At 35.1% G+C, this 19825-nt stretch carries 17 protein-coding genes; 11 read left to right on the top strand and 6 right to left on the bottom strand.

Translation table 11 applies throughout. The annotated features are described in order from the left end of the window. Positions 1-5: 5 nt before the first annotated feature. From FC97_RS10555 to FC97_RS10545, 3 genes are all read left to right on the top strand, one after another. The gene (locus FC97_RS10555; protein WP_054643794.1) at positions 6-617 is read left to right on the top strand and encodes a sugar O-acetyltransferase; all 612 of its coding nucleotides are present in this window, start codon (positions 6-8) and stop codon (positions 615-617) included. Between the two features lie 117 nt (positions 618-734). Continuing rightward, positions 735-1289, top strand: coding sequence for a TetR/AcrR family transcriptional regulator (locus tag FC97_RS10550; RefSeq protein WP_054643795.1), 555 nt, complete (start codon positions 735-737; stop codon positions 1287-1289). Positions 1290-1401: 112 nt separating this feature from the next. Beyond that, the gene (locus FC97_RS10545; protein WP_054643796.1) at positions 1402-1662 is read left to right on the top strand and encodes a hypothetical protein; all 261 of its coding nucleotides are present in this window, start codon (positions 1402-1404) and stop codon (positions 1660-1662) included. Positions 1663-1699: 37 nt separating this feature from the next. On the opposite strand, the gene FC97_RS10540 is transcribed toward FC97_RS10545, so the two are convergent. The 4 genes from FC97_RS10540 to FC97_RS10525 form a co-directional block, all read right to left on the bottom strand. Then, complete coding sequence (locus tag FC97_RS10540; RefSeq protein WP_054643797.1) at positions 1700-2389, bottom strand: M57 family metalloprotease; 690 nt, start codon at positions 2387-2389, stop codon at positions 1700-1702. 268 nt (positions 2390-2657) lie between these two features. Beyond that, positions 2658-3983 carry a glycosyltransferase family 2 protein gene (locus tag FC97_RS10535; protein WP_054643798.1) on the bottom strand — a complete coding sequence of 442 codons (1326 nt, stop codon included), beginning with the start codon at positions 3981-3983 and terminating at the stop codon, positions 2658-2660. 9 nt (positions 3984-3992) lie between these two features. Continuing rightward, positions 3993-4499, bottom strand: a complete 507-nt coding sequence (locus tag FC97_RS10530) for a hypothetical protein (protein WP_054643799.1) — start codon at positions 4497-4499, stop codon at positions 3993-3995. Beyond that, positions 4477-5310: an EAL domain-containing protein gene (locus FC97_RS10525; protein WP_054643800.1), complete on the bottom strand. Its 834-nt coding sequence runs from the start codon at positions 5308-5310 to the stop codon at positions 4477-4479. Before FC97_RS10525 ends, FC97_RS10530 begins: the two co-directional genes overlap by 23 nt. Positions 5311-5721: 411 nt before the next feature. Between FC97_RS10525 and FC97_RS10520 the strand changes: the two genes are divergently transcribed. The 5 genes from FC97_RS10520 to FC97_RS10500 all read left to right on the top strand — a co-directional run bounded on the left by FC97_RS10520 (position 5722) and on the right by FC97_RS10500 (position 12910). Further along, a complete protein-coding gene (locus tag FC97_RS10520; RefSeq protein ID WP_056968203.1) occupies positions 5722-7686 on the top strand; it encodes a PTS sugar transporter subunit IIABC in 1965 nt (654 codons plus the stop codon). Between the two features lie 23 nt (positions 7687-7709). Beyond that, positions 7710-8534, top strand: coding sequence for an alpha/beta hydrolase (locus FC97_RS10515; RefSeq protein ID WP_054643801.1), 825 nt, complete (start codon positions 7710-7712; stop codon positions 8532-8534). A 216-nt stretch (positions 8535-8750) separates the two neighbouring features. Continuing rightward, positions 8751-10604: a PTS beta-glucoside transporter subunit IIBCA gene (locus FC97_RS10510; protein WP_054643802.1), complete on the top strand. Its 1854-nt coding sequence runs from the start codon at positions 8751-8753 to the stop codon at positions 10602-10604. Positions 10605-10606: 2 nt separating this feature from the next. Then, a complete protein-coding gene (locus FC97_RS10505) occupies positions 10607-12058 on the top strand; it encodes a glycoside hydrolase family 1 protein (protein WP_054643803.1) in 1452 nt (483 codons plus the stop codon). A 21-nt stretch (positions 12059-12079) separates the two neighbouring features. Beyond that, positions 12080-12910 carry a PRD domain-containing protein gene (locus FC97_RS10500; RefSeq protein ID WP_056968201.1) on the top strand — a complete coding sequence of 277 codons (831 nt, stop codon included), beginning with the start codon at positions 12080-12082 and terminating at the stop codon, positions 12908-12910. A 38-nt stretch (positions 12911-12948) separates the two neighbouring features. Here FC97_RS10500 and FC97_RS10495 read toward each other — a convergent pair whose 3' ends face one another. Then, entirely contained in the window at positions 12949-15216 is a 2268-nt protein-coding gene (locus tag FC97_RS10495; protein WP_054643805.1) for an ATP-binding cassette domain-containing protein, read from the bottom strand. A 398-nt stretch (positions 15217-15614) separates the two neighbouring features. Continuing rightward, positions 15615-16571, bottom strand: a complete 957-nt coding sequence (locus FC97_RS10490) for a LacI family DNA-binding transcriptional regulator (protein ID WP_054643806.1) — start codon at positions 16569-16571, stop codon at positions 15615-15617. Positions 16572-16820: 249 nt separating this feature from the next. Here FC97_RS10490 and FC97_RS10485 point away from each other — a divergent pair, with 249 nt between their 5' ends. The 3 genes from FC97_RS10485 to FC97_RS10475 all read left to right on the top strand — a co-directional run bounded on the left by FC97_RS10485 (position 16821) and on the right by FC97_RS10475 (position 19811). After that, positions 16821-17771 (top strand): DMT family transporter, encoded by a 951-nt coding sequence (locus tag FC97_RS10485; RefSeq protein ID WP_054643807.1) that lies wholly within the window; start codon positions 16821-16823, stop codon positions 17769-17771. A 180-nt stretch (positions 17772-17951) separates the two neighbouring features. Next, positions 17952-18830 (top strand): DMT family transporter, encoded by an 879-nt coding sequence (locus FC97_RS10480; protein WP_054643808.1) that lies wholly within the window; start codon positions 17952-17954, stop codon positions 18828-18830. 102 nt (positions 18831-18932) lie between these two features. Next, entirely contained in the window at positions 18933-19811 is an 879-nt protein-coding gene (locus FC97_RS10475) for a sce7726 family protein (protein ID WP_143442716.1), read from the top strand. Positions 19812-19825 lie beyond the last annotated feature (14 nt).

Raw genomic sequence — 19825 nt, 5'->3', positions numbered from 1 at the left:
GACAAATGACAAATATAGAACGTATGCAACAGGGGAAAGTTTATAACCCCGATGAACCAGAATTGATGCAACAACAGATTATTGCGCAAGAAAAGAATGATGCTTATAACGCCTTAAAGAGAAGTGACTTTGAAGGGCGTACGCATCAATTAAAAGAAATGTTTGCTGAGATGGGAACAAACTGTATGATTGAAATTCCATTTTATGCAAACTGGGGTGGACAACATGTTCATTTTGGTAGTGGTATTTATGCCAATTTTAATCTGACTCTAGTCGATGATGGAGAAATCTTTGTAGGAGATAATACGATGTTCGGTCCTAATGTGACAATTGCAACTGCGGGACATCCGATTTACCCACCATTGCGAGCTAATGAACATTATCAATTCAATAAATCAGTCCACATTGGTAAAAATGTTTGGCTAGGTGCAAATGTAACTGTTCTACCTGGCGTAACTATCGGTGATGATACAGTTGTCGGTGCAGGCAGTACTATAACAAAGGATTTGCCGGCAGATGTTGTAGCAGTAGGGACACCTTGTAAAGTATTGAGACCAATTGGCCAGCATGATCATGATTATTTTTATAAGAATGAGAAATTAGATATCTGGAATTAAAATTAGAAAAAGAACGATAAAATAATAATGGTTCTTAATTGTAGAATTTATTGAAGTTAATTAAAATTAATATTGATAATGCTTTATACTTTGTAGATTTTAAGTAGGAGGCAAAATTTGACTTCACGTACTTTATCAAGAGAAAAAATTGTCGCTGCGGCGATTGAAATTATAAATGATCAGGAAAAATTGACCTTTACAAAATTAAGTAAAATATTAGGGACACGTTCACAGGCTATCTATAATTATTTTCCAGATGTATTGACATTAAAAGTTGCTGTGGTGGATAATTTTTATGATCAATTGACACAGCGTCTGCAGATCGATCTTTTAGGATTATCTGGAAAACAGGCGATAAAGTCTTTTGCTAATGTTAGTGTTCAATTTGCGTTGAGTCATTTTTTGGTGGCTCAACAAATTTTAGTTATTCCTGCGGATAGATTACAGGATAAAGTTTTGGATAATAGACTTTTAGTGATTCATGAAATCTTGATAAAATTACTTAATCCTCTCATTGAGGATCAAAAAGTACAACTAATAATTTCTAGAATGTTACATAATTTAATTATTGGAGAAATTATTCACATAGAAAATGGTCAATTTAACAATAAGCTAATGTCAGCGCGGGATAGCTTTGATAAAATGTTGGATATAACGTTACTTTCACTTTAAAAGCACAGTAAATTGTGCATGTAGTCTTACATGTATAATGTATTTTTAGTGCTGTGCATTTTTTGATATTTTAATGATGTTAGAAAAAAATATCGTTGTGGAGGGAGTGCAAATGCGCAGCAAATTAAATTATGATATGTTACATCCGACGTATAAAGCTTTGTATGACATAGTTGGAGAAGATAACTTATTGAAGATATATGAGCTATTTAGGGGGACACAGTTGCAGTTGCCTATGAAAATGTATGATCGAGTTGCCTTGAAAGAGGCTATTCATGAAGGCAAATTAGACAATATGACGAACCAAGAAATATCTTTAGAGTTCGGCTATTCACCACGTTGGATCAAAGGTATTAGAGAGAAAAAAGCGTAAAAAAATTCCACTAATTCTAAATGAGTTAGTGGAATTTTTATTGATTATAGATATTTTCTAGACCTTCGATATCTCCTTTAGATAAGGTTGTGACACCTTGATCAATGGGATACATGATTGAATTGGTATCTGAACTATGGGCTAAACCTAAAGCGTGACCTAGTTCATGAAGTGCAACTGATTCTTTAACAGATAAGTTAGGATAATCTAGATTCAGTCCAGCTTGGCCGCTATTGATAGCGTAGTGATTGATCACTAATGCTGAAGGACCGCCGTTTCCCAATTCAACGGTATTAGAAGCAATGTTTTCTATTTTTTTGTGATAAATAAAGAAGGTAATGCTATTCTTATTAGTTTCAGCACTTCCCGGAATTAAACGAACAATACCGGTATCATTATAGGTATTAACAGCAGTAGTGAACACATCACGAACTGATTGGGGAACATTCTTTTTAAAGTGAAAGTAGTAAGTATCCGAGGTTGTCACATTTTTTAAGGGACTTTCAATAGGAGTAGTAGTTTTACCGACCTGTTTATTATCGGTAGTTTTGGTCTTGCCACTTAATTTACGATCGACAGACGCCTGTAAGGAGTAAAGATAAGGCTGAAGTTTAATGTTAGTTTCATGAACTTGCTCCTTAACTTGGGGTATCAGTTTAGGATTCTTAGTGATTACTAATACGACTGAGGCTAAGATCAATAGCCATATCCATGATTTCCGTTTCATATAAGTAATACTCCTTTAGAATCATTGAAATTTCCTAGTTATGATAAATGTTTCATGACTAAAAGTCCAATATTGACTCTTTTTAGGGAGCGTATCGTAAAATATAAATAATTAAATAAGAACAGCTTCTATTAAGAGATATTCAAATACATAACATATGTCTTGAATACTTAATGGAAGCTGTTCTTTTGAGTTGAAATTCTAATCAGAATGAACCTATTGTATTACGTCTTTAAACGACTATTACTTTTATCTCAGCATTAAAAAATTATTTATTCTGTAAACTTTTCCGTTTGGGGCTGACCCAAGTTCCAGAGCCAAAACCTAAAATAGTTTTCATAGCTGGAATGAAGGTCATAACAACTGTGATGGGATTGACCATCCAATAAAAAAGAATATATAGTGGGGCAAATAGAACGTATTTCAGTTTTGCTGCGTGATGGTCGAGTAATAATGCAGTGATAAGCTGCAGTAGGCCCGCCACTATTTCAAAACTAACGAAAATGAAAGAGATTGAGAAAGCATGGTAGATCCGCTCGTAATTTCCATGAATAGCAAACCAAATCATTAAGAAGATGAAGGCAAATGAAGTTATGACAAAAAAGAATGACCAAATGATCGACAAAGTTGAATCCAAAAACATCGACATTTGATAGCGCCTTTTAATAGGATGAAGAATAAATTTTTTTAAATTAGTTAACCAGACTTCTGTACCACCCTGGGCCCAGCGTTTACGTTGTTTATAGAGATCATGGATTGTTTCAGGAACATTCATATGAAAAACTATGTTAGGAGCAAATCTTGGTACAGCACCGATAGTTTGATGATCCCAGGCGATGCTGATATCTTCAGTGGCACGATTTTGACGGAAACCACCAACATCAATTAGAAAATCTTTTTTGTATAAAGTGTTAGCTCCACTGTAAGCGTACATTGAATCATTGATAGAACTTTGGCTCCGCTTGATAACACCAACGATACTGGAAAACTCAACTGTCTGTGATTTACCTAAAAGTGATGATCGGTTTTGAACATCCATATTGGCAGTAACTGCAGAAGTGTTCATATCTTGTGCATGGATGAAGAAATTCATATATTTCATCAAAGCGTCTGGTTCAGGAATTGTATCGGCATCGTTACTTAAGATATATTCCCCCTTCGCAAAGTGCATTCCAATATTGAAGGCATGTGCTTTGCCTTTATTCTTGATGATATTGATTGTGCGTAGACGGGGATATTTTTCCTGAAGACGTTGGATTATTTCCTCGGTTTTGTCAGTAGAGCCATCATTCATGACCAAAATCTCATAATTACTGTAATTTAAATTCTCAAAAAGATAGGTAATTGTTTCTTCAATCATGACTTCTTCATTGTGAGCAGGAATCATTATAGTTATCATTGGTTGCTTGCTAGGAGGAATAGTTGTCCAAGCATCATCCTCTTTATCTGTTTTGATGAAACGGTAAGACATTGCCCCAAAGAACCATAAAAATGAGCCGGTAATGGGATAGAGACAAAGAATTAGAAGACAGATGTTTAGAATTGTTCCTAAAGTTGTGGATTCAAACAAATGGTCAATAAAAATGTTATACATGCTGCTCTCCTAATCTAAATCGTTAATATGATGTTCATCATATAATTTATGTATTTCATCAGTATCGAGGTTCTGTTCAGGTTGGACGTTATATGTTCGCACGTTTTCACGGAATTCTTTGTTGCCAAAACGTTTATCGATAAAGATATCAATTGTGTTTTCACGTTTCTTTTGATTGATAGGATTAAAGGTGGGCCATTGTTGAACTAATCTCTGACGTTTTCGATTCTGAATAATAGTCATGCTGATAGAGAAGATTCCCGACATGACAAAGGCGAAAAGTAAAATAACACCAATAAATTTTATTTCTAAGATACCTTCTGGATAGGACCAAATATGAGGAACCTTGGGATTAAAACTAGCCCAGAAGGAAGTTACCGTTATAACGATTGGAATGATGACCGCTAACCAACCTATTAGACTCATTAAAGTCTGACGGATTTTCAGTAGCCAATGACCCTTTTCAAAGTATTCATCAGTATATAATTGTTGTTTATTTTTTTGTTTTTTGGACATCAGTTTTTGCTCGTATTTTCTTGGGATTTTCGGGATGACCGAAGAGGTATCCTTGTCGGGTCTTGATTTTTAAGAACTTTGCCAAATTTTCATCGTCCTCATTTTCAATTCCCATTAGAATTAACTCAATATTATTTTCTTTAGAGATTTTATTCCATGATTGTAAATTCAAATCCAGCCATGCATTAGGATCTTCTTTTCGAAAGTTACGCATGGAACATTTAATCGAATCGACAAAAGGCAACATCCATTCGATTTGTTTGAGACTTTTCATTTCAGAACCAACGTTATCAATGCTAAATTCCATACCGTACCTTTTGGCATCTTTAATTCTGCTTTCAAATAAATAATGATTGACATGTTTAGGGCCGTAAGCGGAAGTGTATTCAACGGAAAGTTGCATAGGCTCGATTTTAGAAATGGCCCAGCGAACAAAATATTGAAAATCTGTACTAATTATTTGATTATATTCAAGATTAATTGAGAGACGAATTTTTTCAGTAGGTAATGATTTAAAAGTATCCTCCAAGAGAAAGACAACTCGTTGTAAAGGTAGTGAATCGAGTTGTTTGGGAAGAGTCCATGATCCATCAGTATTTTGTTGACGTAAGAGACATTCATAGCCGATAGTTTTTCCATTATGGTCGACTTGTTTTTGAATAAAATACTTTAAATCAAAATTTTTATTTTCTAAATAGTTATTACTTGTTTTTCTAGATTTCCAATAATAAATAATAATGGTGATAATAAAAATAACTAGGGTTATTAAGGTAAGACGTAATAAAACCATTTCTAAAAACGCTAAATTCACCTTGCTACCTCCTTATTCCTGTATTAAGGACACAAACTACACAAGTATACCTCGATATTTAGGTGTTTTATATTCAAAATGACAGTTGATAAATAATTCTAGTATTTAAAAATAAATTTAAAAAATGTATTTTACTAATATTCTTAAAAAATAAATCTAAATAATGATATAAATTGTGACGTGTTTTATGTTGATCTCGCTATATAAAAGGATATACCAATATAAGATAACTATTGTTATATCCTTTTATATTAGTAAAATAAGCACTTCTACCAATGAGAAAGCTAATGAGACATAAGTTCGTCATTAGTTAATAAATTTATTCGCATAAATATTGACTACCCCCAAAGCACTCTATATAATGAAAGCGTACTCAAATAATGGAATTATTTTTAAGAAGGACTGAACGTTATGAATAATCAAGTATTGATTTCATTGGCGGCTCCTGTTGACGGGAAACTTATACAACTTTCTCAAGTTAAAGATCCTGTCTTTTCTCAAGGACTAATGGGACAAGGATTTGCTATTGAACCGACAAACGGTGACATTGTTTCGCCAGTTACAGGAACGGTAACGCTTGTTTCAGAAACTAAACATGCTTTTGGTATTAAAACTCAGGATGGAGCAGATATTCTGATTCATTTGGGAATTGATACTGTTGAGTTAAAGGGAGAACCATTTACTGTTTTAATCAATCAAGGCGATCAGATCGAGGCTGGTCAAACGGTTGTTAAAATGAATTTAAAAATGATTGCAGATGCCGGAAAACAAAACACGGTTATTTTAGCAATTACTAATAGTAATGATATTTTAAAGCAATTGATGACCAGTAATTTTGACCAGAATGTCACGGCTGGTACAACCGTGGCTGTTGCTTCCATCGATGAAGTTGTTAAGAAGAAAAATAAAGTTGGTAGTGGCAAGTACGATCAATTAGCAGCTGATATTGTAGAGAATGTTGGTGGAACAGAGAATATTAATAGTTTGATCCACTGTATTACTAGATTACGTTTTTATTTGAAAGATGACGCCAAAGCTAATGATCAAAAGATAGAAAATATGGATGGTGTTATCAGTGTTGCCAAGGCGGGTGGACAGTATCAAGTTGTTATTGGACAAGCTGTTACTGATGTTTATGACGCCGTTATATCGCAAATTGGCTCAGAATATGCTAACAATTCAGCTACGGCTGAGGCAGTTGCTCAAACTACTAAGGAAGCCAATCATTCTCAGAATCTGTGGTCAAAAGTTAAAAGTGGTATTAGTAATTTTATTGGCGTTTTGACGGCTTCAATGATTCCTATTATTGGAATTCTAGCTGGTGCCGGTATTTTAAAAGGAATCTTAGCAGCTTTAACTGGCTTCAAAGTGTTAGCCACAACTAGTGGTACATATATTATTTTAAATGCGATCGGTGATGCAACCTTTTACTTCTTACCAGTTGTTTTAGGATTTACTGCGGCTAAAAAATTAGGTTCAGATCCGATTGTGCTAGCTATTGTTGGTGGAATTATAATTTATCCAAGCCTTGTAACCATGGCAAGTAAGGCTAGTACTGCTAGCACGACTTTTTTAGGTATTCCCACAACGCTGGTTTCTTACACTTCTTCGGTTTTCCCGATTATTGTAGCTGCATGGTTAGGAAAATATGTGGAAAAGTTTTTGAAAAAAATTATACCGTTATATCTCAGAAGTGTTTTTGTGCCAATTATTGAGGCATTAATTCTAAGTTTAGTAATCATTATTGGAGTAGGGCCAGTTATTACTATCTTGAGTAAAGGATTATCAAACGGTTTAGTTGCTATTTACAGTTTCAGTCCAACACTTTCAGGTCTAGTACTTGGTGGCGTTTATCAAACAATGGTTATCTTTGGACTACATTGGGGACTTATTCCTATTATCATCAACGATATTGCAACTAATGGCCATAGTTATATTAATGCTATTGTTTCTATCACAATGGTTGCACAAGGAGGAGCCGTATTAGCTGTCTTCTTGAAGACTAAGAATAAGAAACTCAAGGAAGTATCATTGGCTGCGGCCATTTCAGCTTTCTGTGGTGTAACTGAACCCGCGTTATATGGTGTTAATTTGAAGTACAAACGAATCTTTATTGTTTCCAGTATTGCCAGTGCTTTAGGTGGTGCTTTGACCGGTTTCTTGAAGGTTAATAACTATGCCTTATCGGGTTCCTTAATTGGATTCCCGGCCTTTATCACACCAGGCGTTGGTATTGGTAGTAATTTCTATGGATATTTGATTTCACATTATGGTACGCTTGTAATCTCAGTCATGTTAGTTTATCTATTTGGTTTTACCGACAAAATGTTGGCAAAGAAAACCGATCCGATGAATTTGAATATAAAAATAGCTTAATAAGTTAAGGAGAACGTGAAGATATGGAGATGAATCAATACAATCTCACTATCTCTGATCACGATTTTAAGGTTAAAGGGTATTGGCTTGACCAAGTCGATGATTTTGGACAAGAAGTTGATTATCCGATAGTGATTATTTGCCCAGGCGGTGGTTTTACCTTTCATTCACAAAGAGAGGAAGAACCAATAGCATTAAGATTTAACTCTTATGGTATGCATGCAGTAGTTTTGGAGTACCAATTGATTGGTAATGAACCAGTTTATCCGACGGCATTAGAAGAAATGGCTAAAACGATTGATTGGATTACCGAACAAGCAGAGGCTCGTCATATTGATAAAAAGAGAATAATTTTAGCAGGATTTTCGGCTGGAGGAAACGTTGTAGCTACTTATAACGGCGTTGCAACAAATTCCGAGTTGCGTCAAAAATATCATTTGGATAAGTATCAAGGAGAACACGCAGCTGTTATTCTAGGCTATCCAGTCATCGATATGACGGTAAAGGGTAGTTTCCCTAATGATGATAAAGTGCTTAATCAAATTACCGCAGATAAGAGTCTGTGGAAAGCTCAGGAACTGTTGAATTCACAATCCAAGCCGGCATTTGTTTGGCAGACGCAGACCGATGAATTGGTAAAAGTCGTCAATACAATCAAGTATGTCGATCGATTGAATGATTTGAACGTTCCAGTCGAGTATCATCTTTTTGGTTCCGGAATTCATGGACTAGCTTTTGGGACCTATGTGACTCAGAAACCAGGTAAAAAGAAATACTTAAATTCTTGGACAGCTAAGTGGATTGAGTTGGCCTTTAACTGGCTCCAGATGATGAAATTCCTTGGATAAATAAAAATTTAAATCATAACTAATGCCAAGTGGTATCAGTTATGATTTTTTTTTAAAAGTTTTCTTGACAATTTTTAAGAAAGGGCTTACATTAATAACCGTTAAGAAAAATAAATTAGACATGTAACTGGTAAAGCAGGCAGGATCTAAAAGAATCAGAGTAAAATCTGGATTTTTTAGGTGCTGTCTTTTTTATGTCTGAGAGGAGTGAACGCAATGGCTATACAAGATAGTGCAAGTCAAATCGTTAAGTATGTTGGTGGAAAAGATAATATCAATACTTTGATCCATTGTTCCACAAGATTGAGATTTACTTTGAATGATTTTGATAAAGCGGATTTAGATAAAATTAAAAGAGTTCAAGGCGTGTTAGGAGCAGTTGTTGCTGGTGGTCAATGTCAGGTTATCATTGGTAACGATGTCGTAGAGATGTTTGATGCTGTTCAGGATGTTTTGGGCAAAGGTTTTAAAGGGAATACTTCAGCAAATAAACCCAAACAGTCAATTGGACATGTTGTATTAGATTTTATTATTGGCGTTTTTCAACCATTGGTTCCAGCAATTGCTGGTGGCGGTATCTTAAAGGCTATTTTGATGTTGGTAGCAATGTTTGGATGGATGAGTGATAAGAGTCAAACTTATCAAGTGTTGAACTTGATAGGTGGAGCACCACTTTATTTATTGCCGTTATTGGTTGCTGTTACGGCAGCTCAGAAATTAAACGTTAATCCGTTAGTCGCTATATCGGTTGTAGGTGTTTTGATTTTACCTGATATAGCAACAATGTTATCTAAGGGAACAGAAATTTTCGGATTACATGTTTTGAATGTTACTTATAGTTCACAAGTATTTCCAGCTATTTTAAGTGTTTTGTTATATGCAGTAATGGAGAAATTCTTTACAAAATATTCTCCAAAACCAATTAGAATTTTCTTTGTACCAATGATGTCAATGTTGATTACAGCACCACTTACACTGCTTTTCTTAGGCCCTCTAGGGTATGTCGTTGGTCAATACTTTGTTAACGTTATTTTGTTCTTGAATACGCATCTTGGCTGGTTTGCTACAGCTCTATTAGCCGGAGTTCTTCCATTCATGGTTGCAACAGGAATGCATAAGCCGATGATTCCATACGTTGTCGCAACATTTAGTTCGATGGGTAAAGAGGCGCTTTATTTACCAGCCTCATTAGCACACAATATTTCTGAGAGTGGTACATGTTTTGCTGTTGCTTTAAGAACTAAAGATTCGACGCTTAGATCTACAGCTATTTCAGCTGGTATTTCTGCTTTCTTTGGTATCACAGAGCCAGCATTGTATGGTGTCACTTTGCAACATAAAAGAGCCTTATCAAGTGTAATTATTGGTAGTGTTGTCGGTGGTACGTATATTGGTATTGTTGGAATCAATGCCTTCACACTAGTTGGACCAGGATTAGCAAGTATGCCAATGTTTGTTGATAAAAGTGATCCTATGAATTTGATAAAGGCCTTTATTGGATTTGGAATTTCTTTTGCGGTTTCGTTTGTTGCTGGATTGTTCCTATGGAAGAATGAAGTATCAACTGATGAGAGTAAAGAAGATGTTAAATCTAATCAGAATGTTTCTGAAGAATTAGATGCTCCAGTTACCGGTAAAGTAGTGGCTTTATCAGAAGTTCCGGACGATGTCTTTTCTCAGGGCTTATTAGGTAAAGGAATTGCCGTCGTACCAAGTGAGGGTAAGCTTTATGCTCCCGCAGATGGTACTGTAGAAATGATTTTTGATACGAAGCATGCACTGGGTATGAAGACTAATTCAGGTGCCGAAGTGTTGTTCCATATAGGTTTAGATACAGTTCAACTAAATGGTAAGTATTTTGATGTTAAAGTAGAAAAGGACCAAAAAGTTAAAAAAGGTGACTTGCTAGAAACGTTTGATTTGGAAGCCATCAAAGAAGCTGGATTTAATCCAATTACAATGATGATTGTTACTAATCAAAATGATTATTCAGTTGATGCTGAAATTGAGAATCAAACCGAAGATGAAGAGATTCAACCAGTTATGAATATTGCTAAGTTAGGAGTTTAATAATGGGATTACGAAAAGATTTTTTATGGGGCGGCGCCATTGCTGCTAATCAAGTTGAAGGTGCTTGGAATGTTGATGGTAAAGGACCATCAGTTGCTGACGTTGCGACATATAAACCTAAAGTGGATGTAAAAGATTACAGTAAACAAGTTGGTGTCACTTCAGAAAGTATTCAAGAGGCTTTAAAGACTGACGATACAACCTATTATCCTAAACGTCATGGAATTGATTTTTATCACCGTTATCCGGAAGATATGAAATTATTCGGTGAATTAGGCTTCAAGACGCTAAGAATTTCGATTGCTTGGACTAGAATTTTTCCAACTGGTGAAGAGACTGAACCTAATCAAAAGGGATTAGATTACTATAAAGATGTTTTCAAAGAGATGCATAAGAATAACATTGAACCTTTAGTGACACTGTCTCACTATGAAATGCCATTAAATTTAGCAATTAAATATAATGGCTGGGTCGATCGTCGTGTTGTCGATATGTTTAGAAGATTTTGTGATACTTGTTTTAAAGAATTTAAAGATGATGTTAAATATTGGCTAACCTTTAATGAAATTGATAGTGTCACACGCCATCCATTTACTTCAGCTGGAATTATTCCTGACAAATCAGATAATTTGTTACAAGATGGATATCAAGCTTTCCACAATCAATTTGTTGCTTCTGCCTTAGTTACCAAGGACTGTCATGAGATTATTCTCGGTAGTCAAGTGGGATGTATGCTGACTAAATTAACCGATTATCCTAATTCTTCAGATCCACGAGATGTCTTGGCATCATTTAATAAGAATACGATGAATTATTTTCCTGGAGATGTACAAGTTTTCGGTGAATATCCAGCCTTAGTTTTGGATTTCTTCAAAAAGAATCACATTAAGATTGAAATGGAATCGGATGACTTAAAAATTTTAAAGAATAATACAGTTGATTTTGTATCATTCAGTTACTATATGTCGATGGTTTCCTCTTATGATGAGAACAATCTTGAATTGACAGCCGGTAATACTATTGTCGGTGGAAAGAATCCTCATTTGGAGACAACAGATTGGGGTTGGACTGTCGATCCAATTGGTTTGAGGATTTCACTTTTACAATTGTATGATAGATATCATAAGCCTTTGTTCATTGTTGAAAATGGTATGGGGGCTAAGGATACTTTAACAGCTGACAAAAAAATTCATGATCAATATCGAATTGACTACTTTAAAGCACATTTCCGTGAGATGATTAAGGCAGTTGATTCTGGAGTTGATTTGATGGGTTACACTAGTTGGGCTCCAATCGATTTAGTCAGTGCCTCTACTTCACAAATGTCAAAGCGCTATGGTTTTATTTACGTGGATGAGGACGACTTAGGTAAGGGAACCCTGAATCGTTATAAGAAAGATTCATTTAGTTGGTATCAACACGTTATTGCCACAAATGGACAAGATTTAGATTAAAAATAAGGAGGCGGGATATGGATGAAAATTAAGAAAGTTTTGAATTCAAGCGTTGTTTTAGCTGTGAATAATCAGAATCAGGAATTTATCCTCTTAGGCAAGGGAATAGGTTATGGTAAGAAAACTGGAACGACCCTTGAAAGTGATTCTTATAATCAAGTTTTCGTACCAGTCAGTAATGGCAACGTTGAACAACTTTTGACATCAATTGCCCAATCGTCTCCGAAATTAATTGAGATTGCCCAAAAAATCATTAATTACGCTACTGAAAGTTTGAATACAAAATTAAGCGACGCACTCTACGTTTCCTTGTTAGATCATCTAAAATTTGCTTTGGAACGTGAAGAGCATGGTATCGTTATAACGAATAAAGTCTATTGGGAAATTAAGACTTATTATTCTAAAGAGTTTTCCGTGGGAACGTATGCAGTGAAACTGCTGAATCAAGAAATGGGAACCAAGTTCTCGGATCAAGAAGCTTCTAATATTGCTGCTCATATCATTAATGCGGAAAATGGTAGTGATGACCGCCGGGATGCTTTGAAGGCCAGTCAAATCATTGGTCGGATCGTGAATATTATCAAGTATCAATTTCAAGGTGGAATTAATGATTCAGCTCCTAATTTTCAACGATGTGTTGTACATATTAAATTTCTAGTAGAACGGATAATAGCTGATAATATGTTTGAGAATGCTGATCCAGCGATATTTGCTATCGTGAAAAGCAAGGATGAACAGGCATTTCAAATAGCTCAGAAAGTTTCGGATTATATAAAAATTAAATTTGGTGAACCATTAACAGATGAAGAATTGATGTTGATGACAATGCAAATTCAAAGAATAGATAAATAAAAAAGATCACTTCAAATGAAGTGGTCTTTTTGAATCTATTAAGAAATGGTAGCCGCCAAGGCAGCACCAGTCCGAGAGTTTTTGTCGTTTAAACTATCTTGGGGATGACCTTCAAAACAAACTTGACCGCCGAACTTACCAGCATCAGGTCCCATATCGACCAGCCAATCTGCTTGTGAAATTAATTTTAGATTATGTTCAATCAGAATTAATGTGTTACCTTTGTCAACTAATCCTTCAAATAGATCAATCAACCGTTGAGTATCTTGTAAATGTAATCCCGTTGTTGGTTCATCTAAGAAGTAGATTCGACCAGTATGGTTCAATTCCATTGCCAACTTAACACGCTGTACTTCACCACCAGATAAAGTGGTCATCGATTGGCTAAGATTCAAATAACCAAGTCCAACCTGATGGAGTAGACTAACTTTTTTGTAGATATCTGGCACATCTTTGAAAAAGTCGAGTGTGTCGTTGATTGAAAGATTTAGGACTTCGGAAATATCTTTGCCATGATAAGTGTATTGCAATGCTTCTTGACTGTAACGTTTCCCATGACAGAGTTCACATTCTTGGACAATTGGATCCATGAAAGCCATCTCGGTAATCATCACGCCCTTGCCCTTACAGCGAGGACAAGCTCCTTTACCGTTATAACTAAATAATTGTGTTGAAACGCCGTTATTGGCTTTACTGAAAAGCTTTCGTAGGGGATTTAGAATGTTTAAGTAAGTTGCAGGTGTTGAACGAATATTCAAACCCACTGAATCCTGACTCAAATCAATGTAATCTTGGTCAGAAACTTGTTGTTTGAAAGCTTGAACTAAGGTACTTTTTCCAGAACCCGCGGGTCCAGATATCACTGTCATTACACCCTGAGGAATCTTGGCAGACACGTCTTTTAAATTATGAGAAGTTACATGTTTAACGGTTAACCAAGATTGAGGCTCACGAGGTTGAGAGAAAGTAATTTTTTCTCGCAACATTTTACCTGTGATTGTGTCTGATTGTAATAATTCGTTGTAGGTGCCGGTAAAAGTCACCTGACCACCATTTTTGCCAGCTTGTGGTCCCATTTCTACAACGTAATCTGCTGTGGAAATAATGGCAGGATTATGATCGACTAGAATAACTGTATTGCCGTGTTCTTTAAGCTTTTTCAAGGATTGCGTAATCAATTTAATATCGTGAGGATGCAGTCCCACACTTGGTTCATCGAGCACATAAACTAAATCAGATAAAGAGCTTGTCAAATACTTAGCAATTTTAATTCGTTGAGCTTCGCCACCGGATAAAGTATCAGTTCCACGACCAAGTGAAAGATATCCTAAACCGATGTCAACCAAGGCTTGGATTTTACTACGCAATTCGCGTACCATTGTTTTAGCTTTTGGATCTGAGATATTATTCAAGAATTTCAGAACACTTACCAAATCCATATCACTGACTTCGGCAATATTCTTGCCAGCAATTTTACTAGTTAGAGCCTTTTTGTTCAGCCGTGTTCCATGACAGACTGGACAAGATTTACGAGTGACAATTTTTGACAAAGCAGCTTCATGATGCCGACCAGAAGCACTGTGAATAACAGAACGAAGCATACGTGGAACCAGTCCCTCATATAGTGCTGTACGGCCCCAATTTGCTGGTGGATTTTTCAATTTTTGTTGGGGAGCATGCATAAATAAGTCGTATTCTTCATCAGTGTAATCTTTAATCTTTTTATCTAAATCAAATAGACCACTGTTACCATATTCTTTCCAACGCCAAGTCCCAGGTTGAAAGCCGGCAAAAGTCATTGCACCTTCGTTGAGTGATTTATTAGGATCAATTAATTGACGTTCATCTACGTCATCGACAAATCCTAATCCCTGACATTTTGGACACATTCCTTGAGGTAGGTTAAAGGAGAACCATTCAGAATAACCAACCCAAGGTTGCCCAATTCTTGAAAACATCAGACGTAAAACAGAATAGATACCAGTATAAGTAGCCAAAGTAGATCGAGAATTACGACCGATAGGTTTTTGTTCAACTACGATAGCGACTGGTAAATTGTCAATGCGATTTACTTCAGGTTGACCGTATTTAGGCAAATATTGTTGAGTGAAGCTAGGAAAAGTTTCATTCAATTCACGTCGAGAAACAGTGGCCAGTGTATCAAAAACTAAAGAAGATTTACCAGACCCAGAAAGACCAGCAAAAACAGTCGTTCTATGCTTAGGAATATCCAAACTGACATCCTTTAAATTATTCTCTTGAGCTCCATGGATAGAGATAGCTCCATCTGCAAATAAGTCAGTCATAAAAACCTCCAACAGTAAATTTAATAATTCCATTATATAGAAATAATCCACAAAACATTCAATAGACAACTTTAACTACGAAAATTTTCAATAAAAATAATCAGGTATCGATGTATTGGCTGTATACATTAATGCCTGATTATTTTATATATATTAATGGATTTTGATAGCTACAGATGGTATTAATCTACTTAGTAACTTTTTGAATTTTTAGAATAAAGGGGTATTTATTCTTATGGTTATCTGCAACTATCGGAAGTCACGTTATAACGATAACCTGCTTACAATGATTATTCCACTGAATCACTGAAAACTAGGGCTTGTCATGACCTCTTCCTTAGTACATTTATATAATACGATGTGGGATTGGTCCCAGGTCAAGCATAAATTTGAAAAAATCAATAAGCATCGACCCAATGTGGATTTTGAGTTTCGTAAGGTAGACGATCAGGATTTAATTCATTGTATAAATAGATAAAAGCATTATGTGCTTGATTTCTAAAGCAGAGGTCAATGGTGGGCATATTCATCATATGGGCAATTTCACTGTTGTCACTTCCGACTACGAGGCAGTCATCAGGAACCTTCTTGCCGTTTTTCCGTAAAGTGGAAATAAATTCTGCAGCCACAAAGTCGGCATAAAAAATAACAGTGGAGGGTTTATTTTTAGCAGCCAACCATTTTTGAGCTGCATCTTCGCCAGTTCCAGTTTGGGTATGGTAGAACAATTGAAAATCTTGATTACTGTCAGGATGAGAAGCTTTGAAATCATCAATAGCTCTAGTCCGAGCCCGTGTATTGGCGTTTCTCAAACTAGATAAGACGTGTCCGATATTTTTATGGCCGTTTTCGTAAAGATGGTTCATTACGTGATAATAAATAGGGTAGTGGTCAATGAAGTTGGAATAGATATTAGGGCGGTTGACCCGATGCCAAGTCGATATGGGACCAAATTTTGCATAAGAACTGATGGTATCCCATGAATTGATTCTAGTGAGAATGAAGACAGCATCTAAGGCGTGGGTTGTTAGCAATCTGAGAGTCTTTAACTCATTGTCTGCTGTTTGAGTGAAGTAAACATTGACGCTGTAACCATGTTCCGCAGCAATTTTTGTAAATGAATTAAGGAAATCTCCAACTAAAGGGAAGTATTCTTTAGTAAGAAATCCAATCGTATTTGTTCGTTTTTCTCGTAAATTCTTGGCGACTTGATTAGGGATGTAATTCGTTTCGTGCATTGCATCGAGAACTATTTTGCGTTTGACTTCACTTACGTAACCGTTGCCGCTCACGACTCGAGAAATAGTCGATTTGGAGATCCCAGTCTTTTTTGCTAGGTCATAAATTGTTGTCATTAAGTGTCACCTTTCTATTTGTATAAAGATATACTAATCGTTTTCCGGACATTTTAAGTTAATTTTACCTTGAAAACGTTTACTACGCTAGATTGGTTGTTTTATTATTTAGCGTTGTTATACTGAATTGTGTTAACCATAAGGAAGGTGAGTATTTATCGTTAGTTGACAGCAGTAATATTTCGGCTATTCGCGAGGGTAGCGTAGCAATGAATTCATAAGAAATCAAAGCGAAGGGAAATATTACTCATGAAGTCTAAAAGGGTTCTCGGATCCATGTTTTTAACCATTGCTTCAATTATTTGGGGAGCAATGTTTGTAGTTGTAAAAATTATTGTGAATGAGGTACATCCAATTCAACTAGTTTGGTTGGAATATCTAATCGCATTAGTATTCTTAATTGGATTTTCAATAATGAAAAAAGAGAAATGGCACATCAATTGGTCTGATTTGAAATTAATCTTTTGGATCGGAATCATTGGAAATACCATTTCGTTAGTTGCTCAAGAAATGGGTACAGGTTTATCAAATGCCCAAACAGGTTCGGTTATCACTTCAACTATTCCTGCATTTATGATTATCTTTGGATGGTTGATTCTTAAAGAAAAATTGGATAAAATCAAGGTTCTTTCCGTAGTGATTGCTATTCTTGGAGTAGTTATGATCGTCGGTTTGAAGATGTCAGGAACTAATGTTATTTTAGGAGTTTTGCTTCTAGTCCTTGATTCAATCGCCTGGGCCTTGATGTCAGTCTTAGTTAAAAAAGTTAAAACTTACAGTTCTTTACAAATTACTATTATGTCAACCGTAGTAGCAGTCGTTGCTCTGACACCATTTATTTTGAGTGATATGTCATCACTTACAAGTATTAACTTTGCTGACCCAACAATTATTCTTAGTCTACTTTACATCGGTGCGGTTTCAACAGCTGTAGCCTATGTAATGTGGAATCGTGGTCTCCAAATCGTTAGTGCCGGTTCATCTGGTTTGTTCTACTTGATTCAACCAATTGTAGGCTCATTTTTAGGTTGGTTGTTACTCGGTGAACAAATTTCAGTTGGTTTTATCATAGGTTCAGCCATGATTTTAGCCAGTGTTTGGATCTCAGTTAAATTTGATGGATCATCATCGAATGAGACTCGTTTAGAAAGAACACGACCTGCAAAATTGAACGCAAAATTAAAATTGAATAATAATTAATAAGGTAAATCCAAAATGGATTTGCCTTTTTTTAGTGATATAATATTTGGATTGTAAAAAAAGAAGGTGTAAAAATGATTTATTCACCATTAAATGAATGTGATGTTCCAGCTATCCGTTAATCAACGGATAGTTCCGTTGATTAATTTCGAGTGAAATTAAATAACGGAAGGAAATATTATGAATTCAAAGAAGATTTTAGGATCAATTTTACTTAGTTTATCTGCTTGTATCTGGGGTGGAATGTTTGTAGTGGTAAAGGATGTAGTTAGTGTTATTCATCCTCTACAGTTAGTCTGGTTGAGATATTTAGTGGCAATAGTATTTTTAATATTATTTTCTATTTTAAAAAGAGAAAAGTGGAGCATTCATAAAAGAGATATAGGACTAATCGTCATAATAGATCTGATTGGCAATACTATTTCAATAGTTGCTCAAGAAACCGGTACTTGGTTATCCAGTGCTCAAACCGGAGCAGTGATTACTTCGGCGACTCCATCGTTTATGGTAATTTTTGCTTGGTTGATTTTTAAGGAAAAAATAACTCGTGTTAAAATTGTATCTTTAGTGATGGCAACAATCGGTGTGGTCATGATTGTTGGAATTCATTTGGAAGGTAACAGTATCTTGCTGGGAGTATTATCGTTGATTATTGCAGCCTTAACATGGGCCCTAATGTCAGTCTTGATACAAAAGGTTAATCATTACAGTTCATTGCAGATTACAATTATGTCAACAATTATTGCAATTATCTGTCTGACACCAGTAGTTTTTACCAATACTGCAAGCCTAGTAAATATTGATTTCTTAGAACCTAAAATAATTCTCAGTTTGCTATATTTAGGAGTTATTTCGACAGCGTTGGCTTTCGTTATGTGGAATAGAGGATTAACCTTGGTTAATTCAAGTTCTTCAGGACTATTTTTCCTATTACAGCCAATTGTTGGGACTCTGCTAGGGTGGCTATTTTTGAAGGAATCAGTTTCAATTGGATTCTTTATAGGAGCAATACTGATTATCGGCAGTGTCTGGATTTCAGTCAAATTTGAGAGTAAATAATAATTAATAAGGTAAGTCCAAAACGGATTTGCCTTTTTTTATACGTAATTTTAAATATACAGCAATAACAATGATGGTTAAACTCATGCTATACTTTTGTTAATGTTGAGTATTGGTGGTAGTGCAAAAATGACAGCAGATGTCCTTTTAAACAAGATATTCACAGTTAATTCTTTAAGAAAAGCTGTGAATAATAAAAATGGTGACTTATACAAAGAAACTATTAATTCATTAAGTATAAGTAATGGTGAAATTAAGACAAATTTAGATGCTATTAAGAATATGTACAAGTATATGTATAAGTCTCATAGAAATGAATATTTTTATAAAAATACATTAATAAATAAGATATTGCTTGGTAGGCATAGTGTGAGAACTTCAACAGCTATAAGAGAATTACCAATATCTAATAATATATTAGATTTATTGATAATAAATGGTATTGGACAGGTGTATGAAATAAAGACCGGACTTGATAATCTAAATCGATTGAAAGATCAACTTAATGCTTACTATATGGCGTTTTCTTATTGTAATGTTGTTACTGATTTAAGTCATCTGGATGATTTGAAGGAGTTACTTAGTGATACGCCAACGGGAATAATACTTTTGACTAGTCGGGGTACACTCCATGTTGAGAAGTCACCAAGTGAATACAATGATAAGTTGAATAGCCAAGAAATATTTAGGATACTTCGAAAAAGTGAGTTTGAGAATATTATAAAGAAGAACTTTGGTTATTTACCAAAGGTTGGTCAGTCAAAATATTATCAAGAGTGTTTTGAACTTTTTAAAACCATTGAAGTAAAACAAACTCAGAAGTTTATGTTAGATGAGTTAAAAAAGAGAACTTCAATTAATCAAGAAAATTATAGTTACTTCAAAGACATTCCTAAGGAACTTAAAGCCCTAGTGTATTTTTCAGACTATAAAATCAAGGAATATAATGTGTTGCAAGAATTCTTGAATACTAAATATTGAGAGGAAGCGTGTAT

It is taken from the genome of Companilactobacillus kimchii DSM 13961 = JCM 10707, assembly GCF_001435445.1.
Classification (GTDB): domain Bacteria; phylum Bacillota; class Bacilli; order Lactobacillales; family Lactobacillaceae; genus Companilactobacillus; species Companilactobacillus kimchii.
The sequence above is the reverse complement of the archived record's forward strand: the minus strand, read 5'-3'. Positions and strand labels throughout refer to the sequence as shown.

Coding starts and splice junctions, on each gene's coding strand:
- FC97_RS10500 (WP_056968201.1), top strand. CDS start 12,080: ATGAAAATTAAGAAAGTTTTGAATTCAAGCGTTGTTTTAGCTGTGAAT.
- FC97_RS10510 (WP_054643802.1), top strand. CDS start 8,751: ATGGCTATACAAGATAGTGCAAGTCAAATCGTTAAGTATGTTGGTGGA.
- FC97_RS10480 (WP_054643808.1), top strand. CDS start 17,952: ATGAATTCAAAGAAGATTTTAGGATCAATTTTACTTAGTTTATCTGCT.
- FC97_RS10555 (WP_054643794.1), top strand. CDS start 6: ATGACAAATATAGAACGTATGCAACAGGGGAAAGTTTATAACCCCGAT.
- FC97_RS10490 (WP_054643806.1), bottom strand. CDS start 16,571: ATGACAACAATTTATGACCTAGCAAAAAAGACTGGGATCTCCAAATCG.
- FC97_RS10515 (WP_054643801.1), top strand. CDS start 7,710: ATGGAGATGAATCAATACAATCTCACTATCTCTGATCACGATTTTAAG.
- FC97_RS10505 (WP_054643803.1), top strand. CDS start 10,607: ATGGGATTACGAAAAGATTTTTTATGGGGCGGCGCCATTGCTGCTAAT.
- FC97_RS10475 (WP_143442716.1), top strand. CDS start 18,933: ATGTTGAGTATTGGTGGTAGTGCAAAAATGACAGCAGATGTCCTTTTA.
- FC97_RS10545 (WP_054643796.1), top strand. CDS start 1,402: ATGCGCAGCAAATTAAATTATGATATGTTACATCCGACGTATAAAGCT.
- FC97_RS10485 (WP_054643807.1), top strand. CDS start 16,821: ATGAAGTCTAAAAGGGTTCTCGGATCCATGTTTTTAACCATTGCTTCA.
- FC97_RS10495 (WP_054643805.1), bottom strand. CDS start 15,216: ATGACTGACTTATTTGCAGATGGAGCTATCTCTATCCATGGAGCTCAA.
- FC97_RS10520 (WP_056968203.1), top strand. CDS start 5,722: ATGAATAATCAAGTATTGATTTCATTGGCGGCTCCTGTTGACGGGAAA.
- FC97_RS10535 (WP_054643798.1), bottom strand. CDS start 3,983: ATGTATAACATTTTTATTGACCATTTGTTTGAATCCACAACTTTAGGA.
- FC97_RS10540 (WP_054643797.1), bottom strand. CDS start 2,389: ATGAAACGGAAATCATGGATATGGCTATTGATCTTAGCCTCAGTCGTA.
- FC97_RS10530 (WP_054643799.1), bottom strand. CDS start 4,499: ATGTCCAAAAAACAAAAAAATAAACAACAATTATATACTGATGAATAC.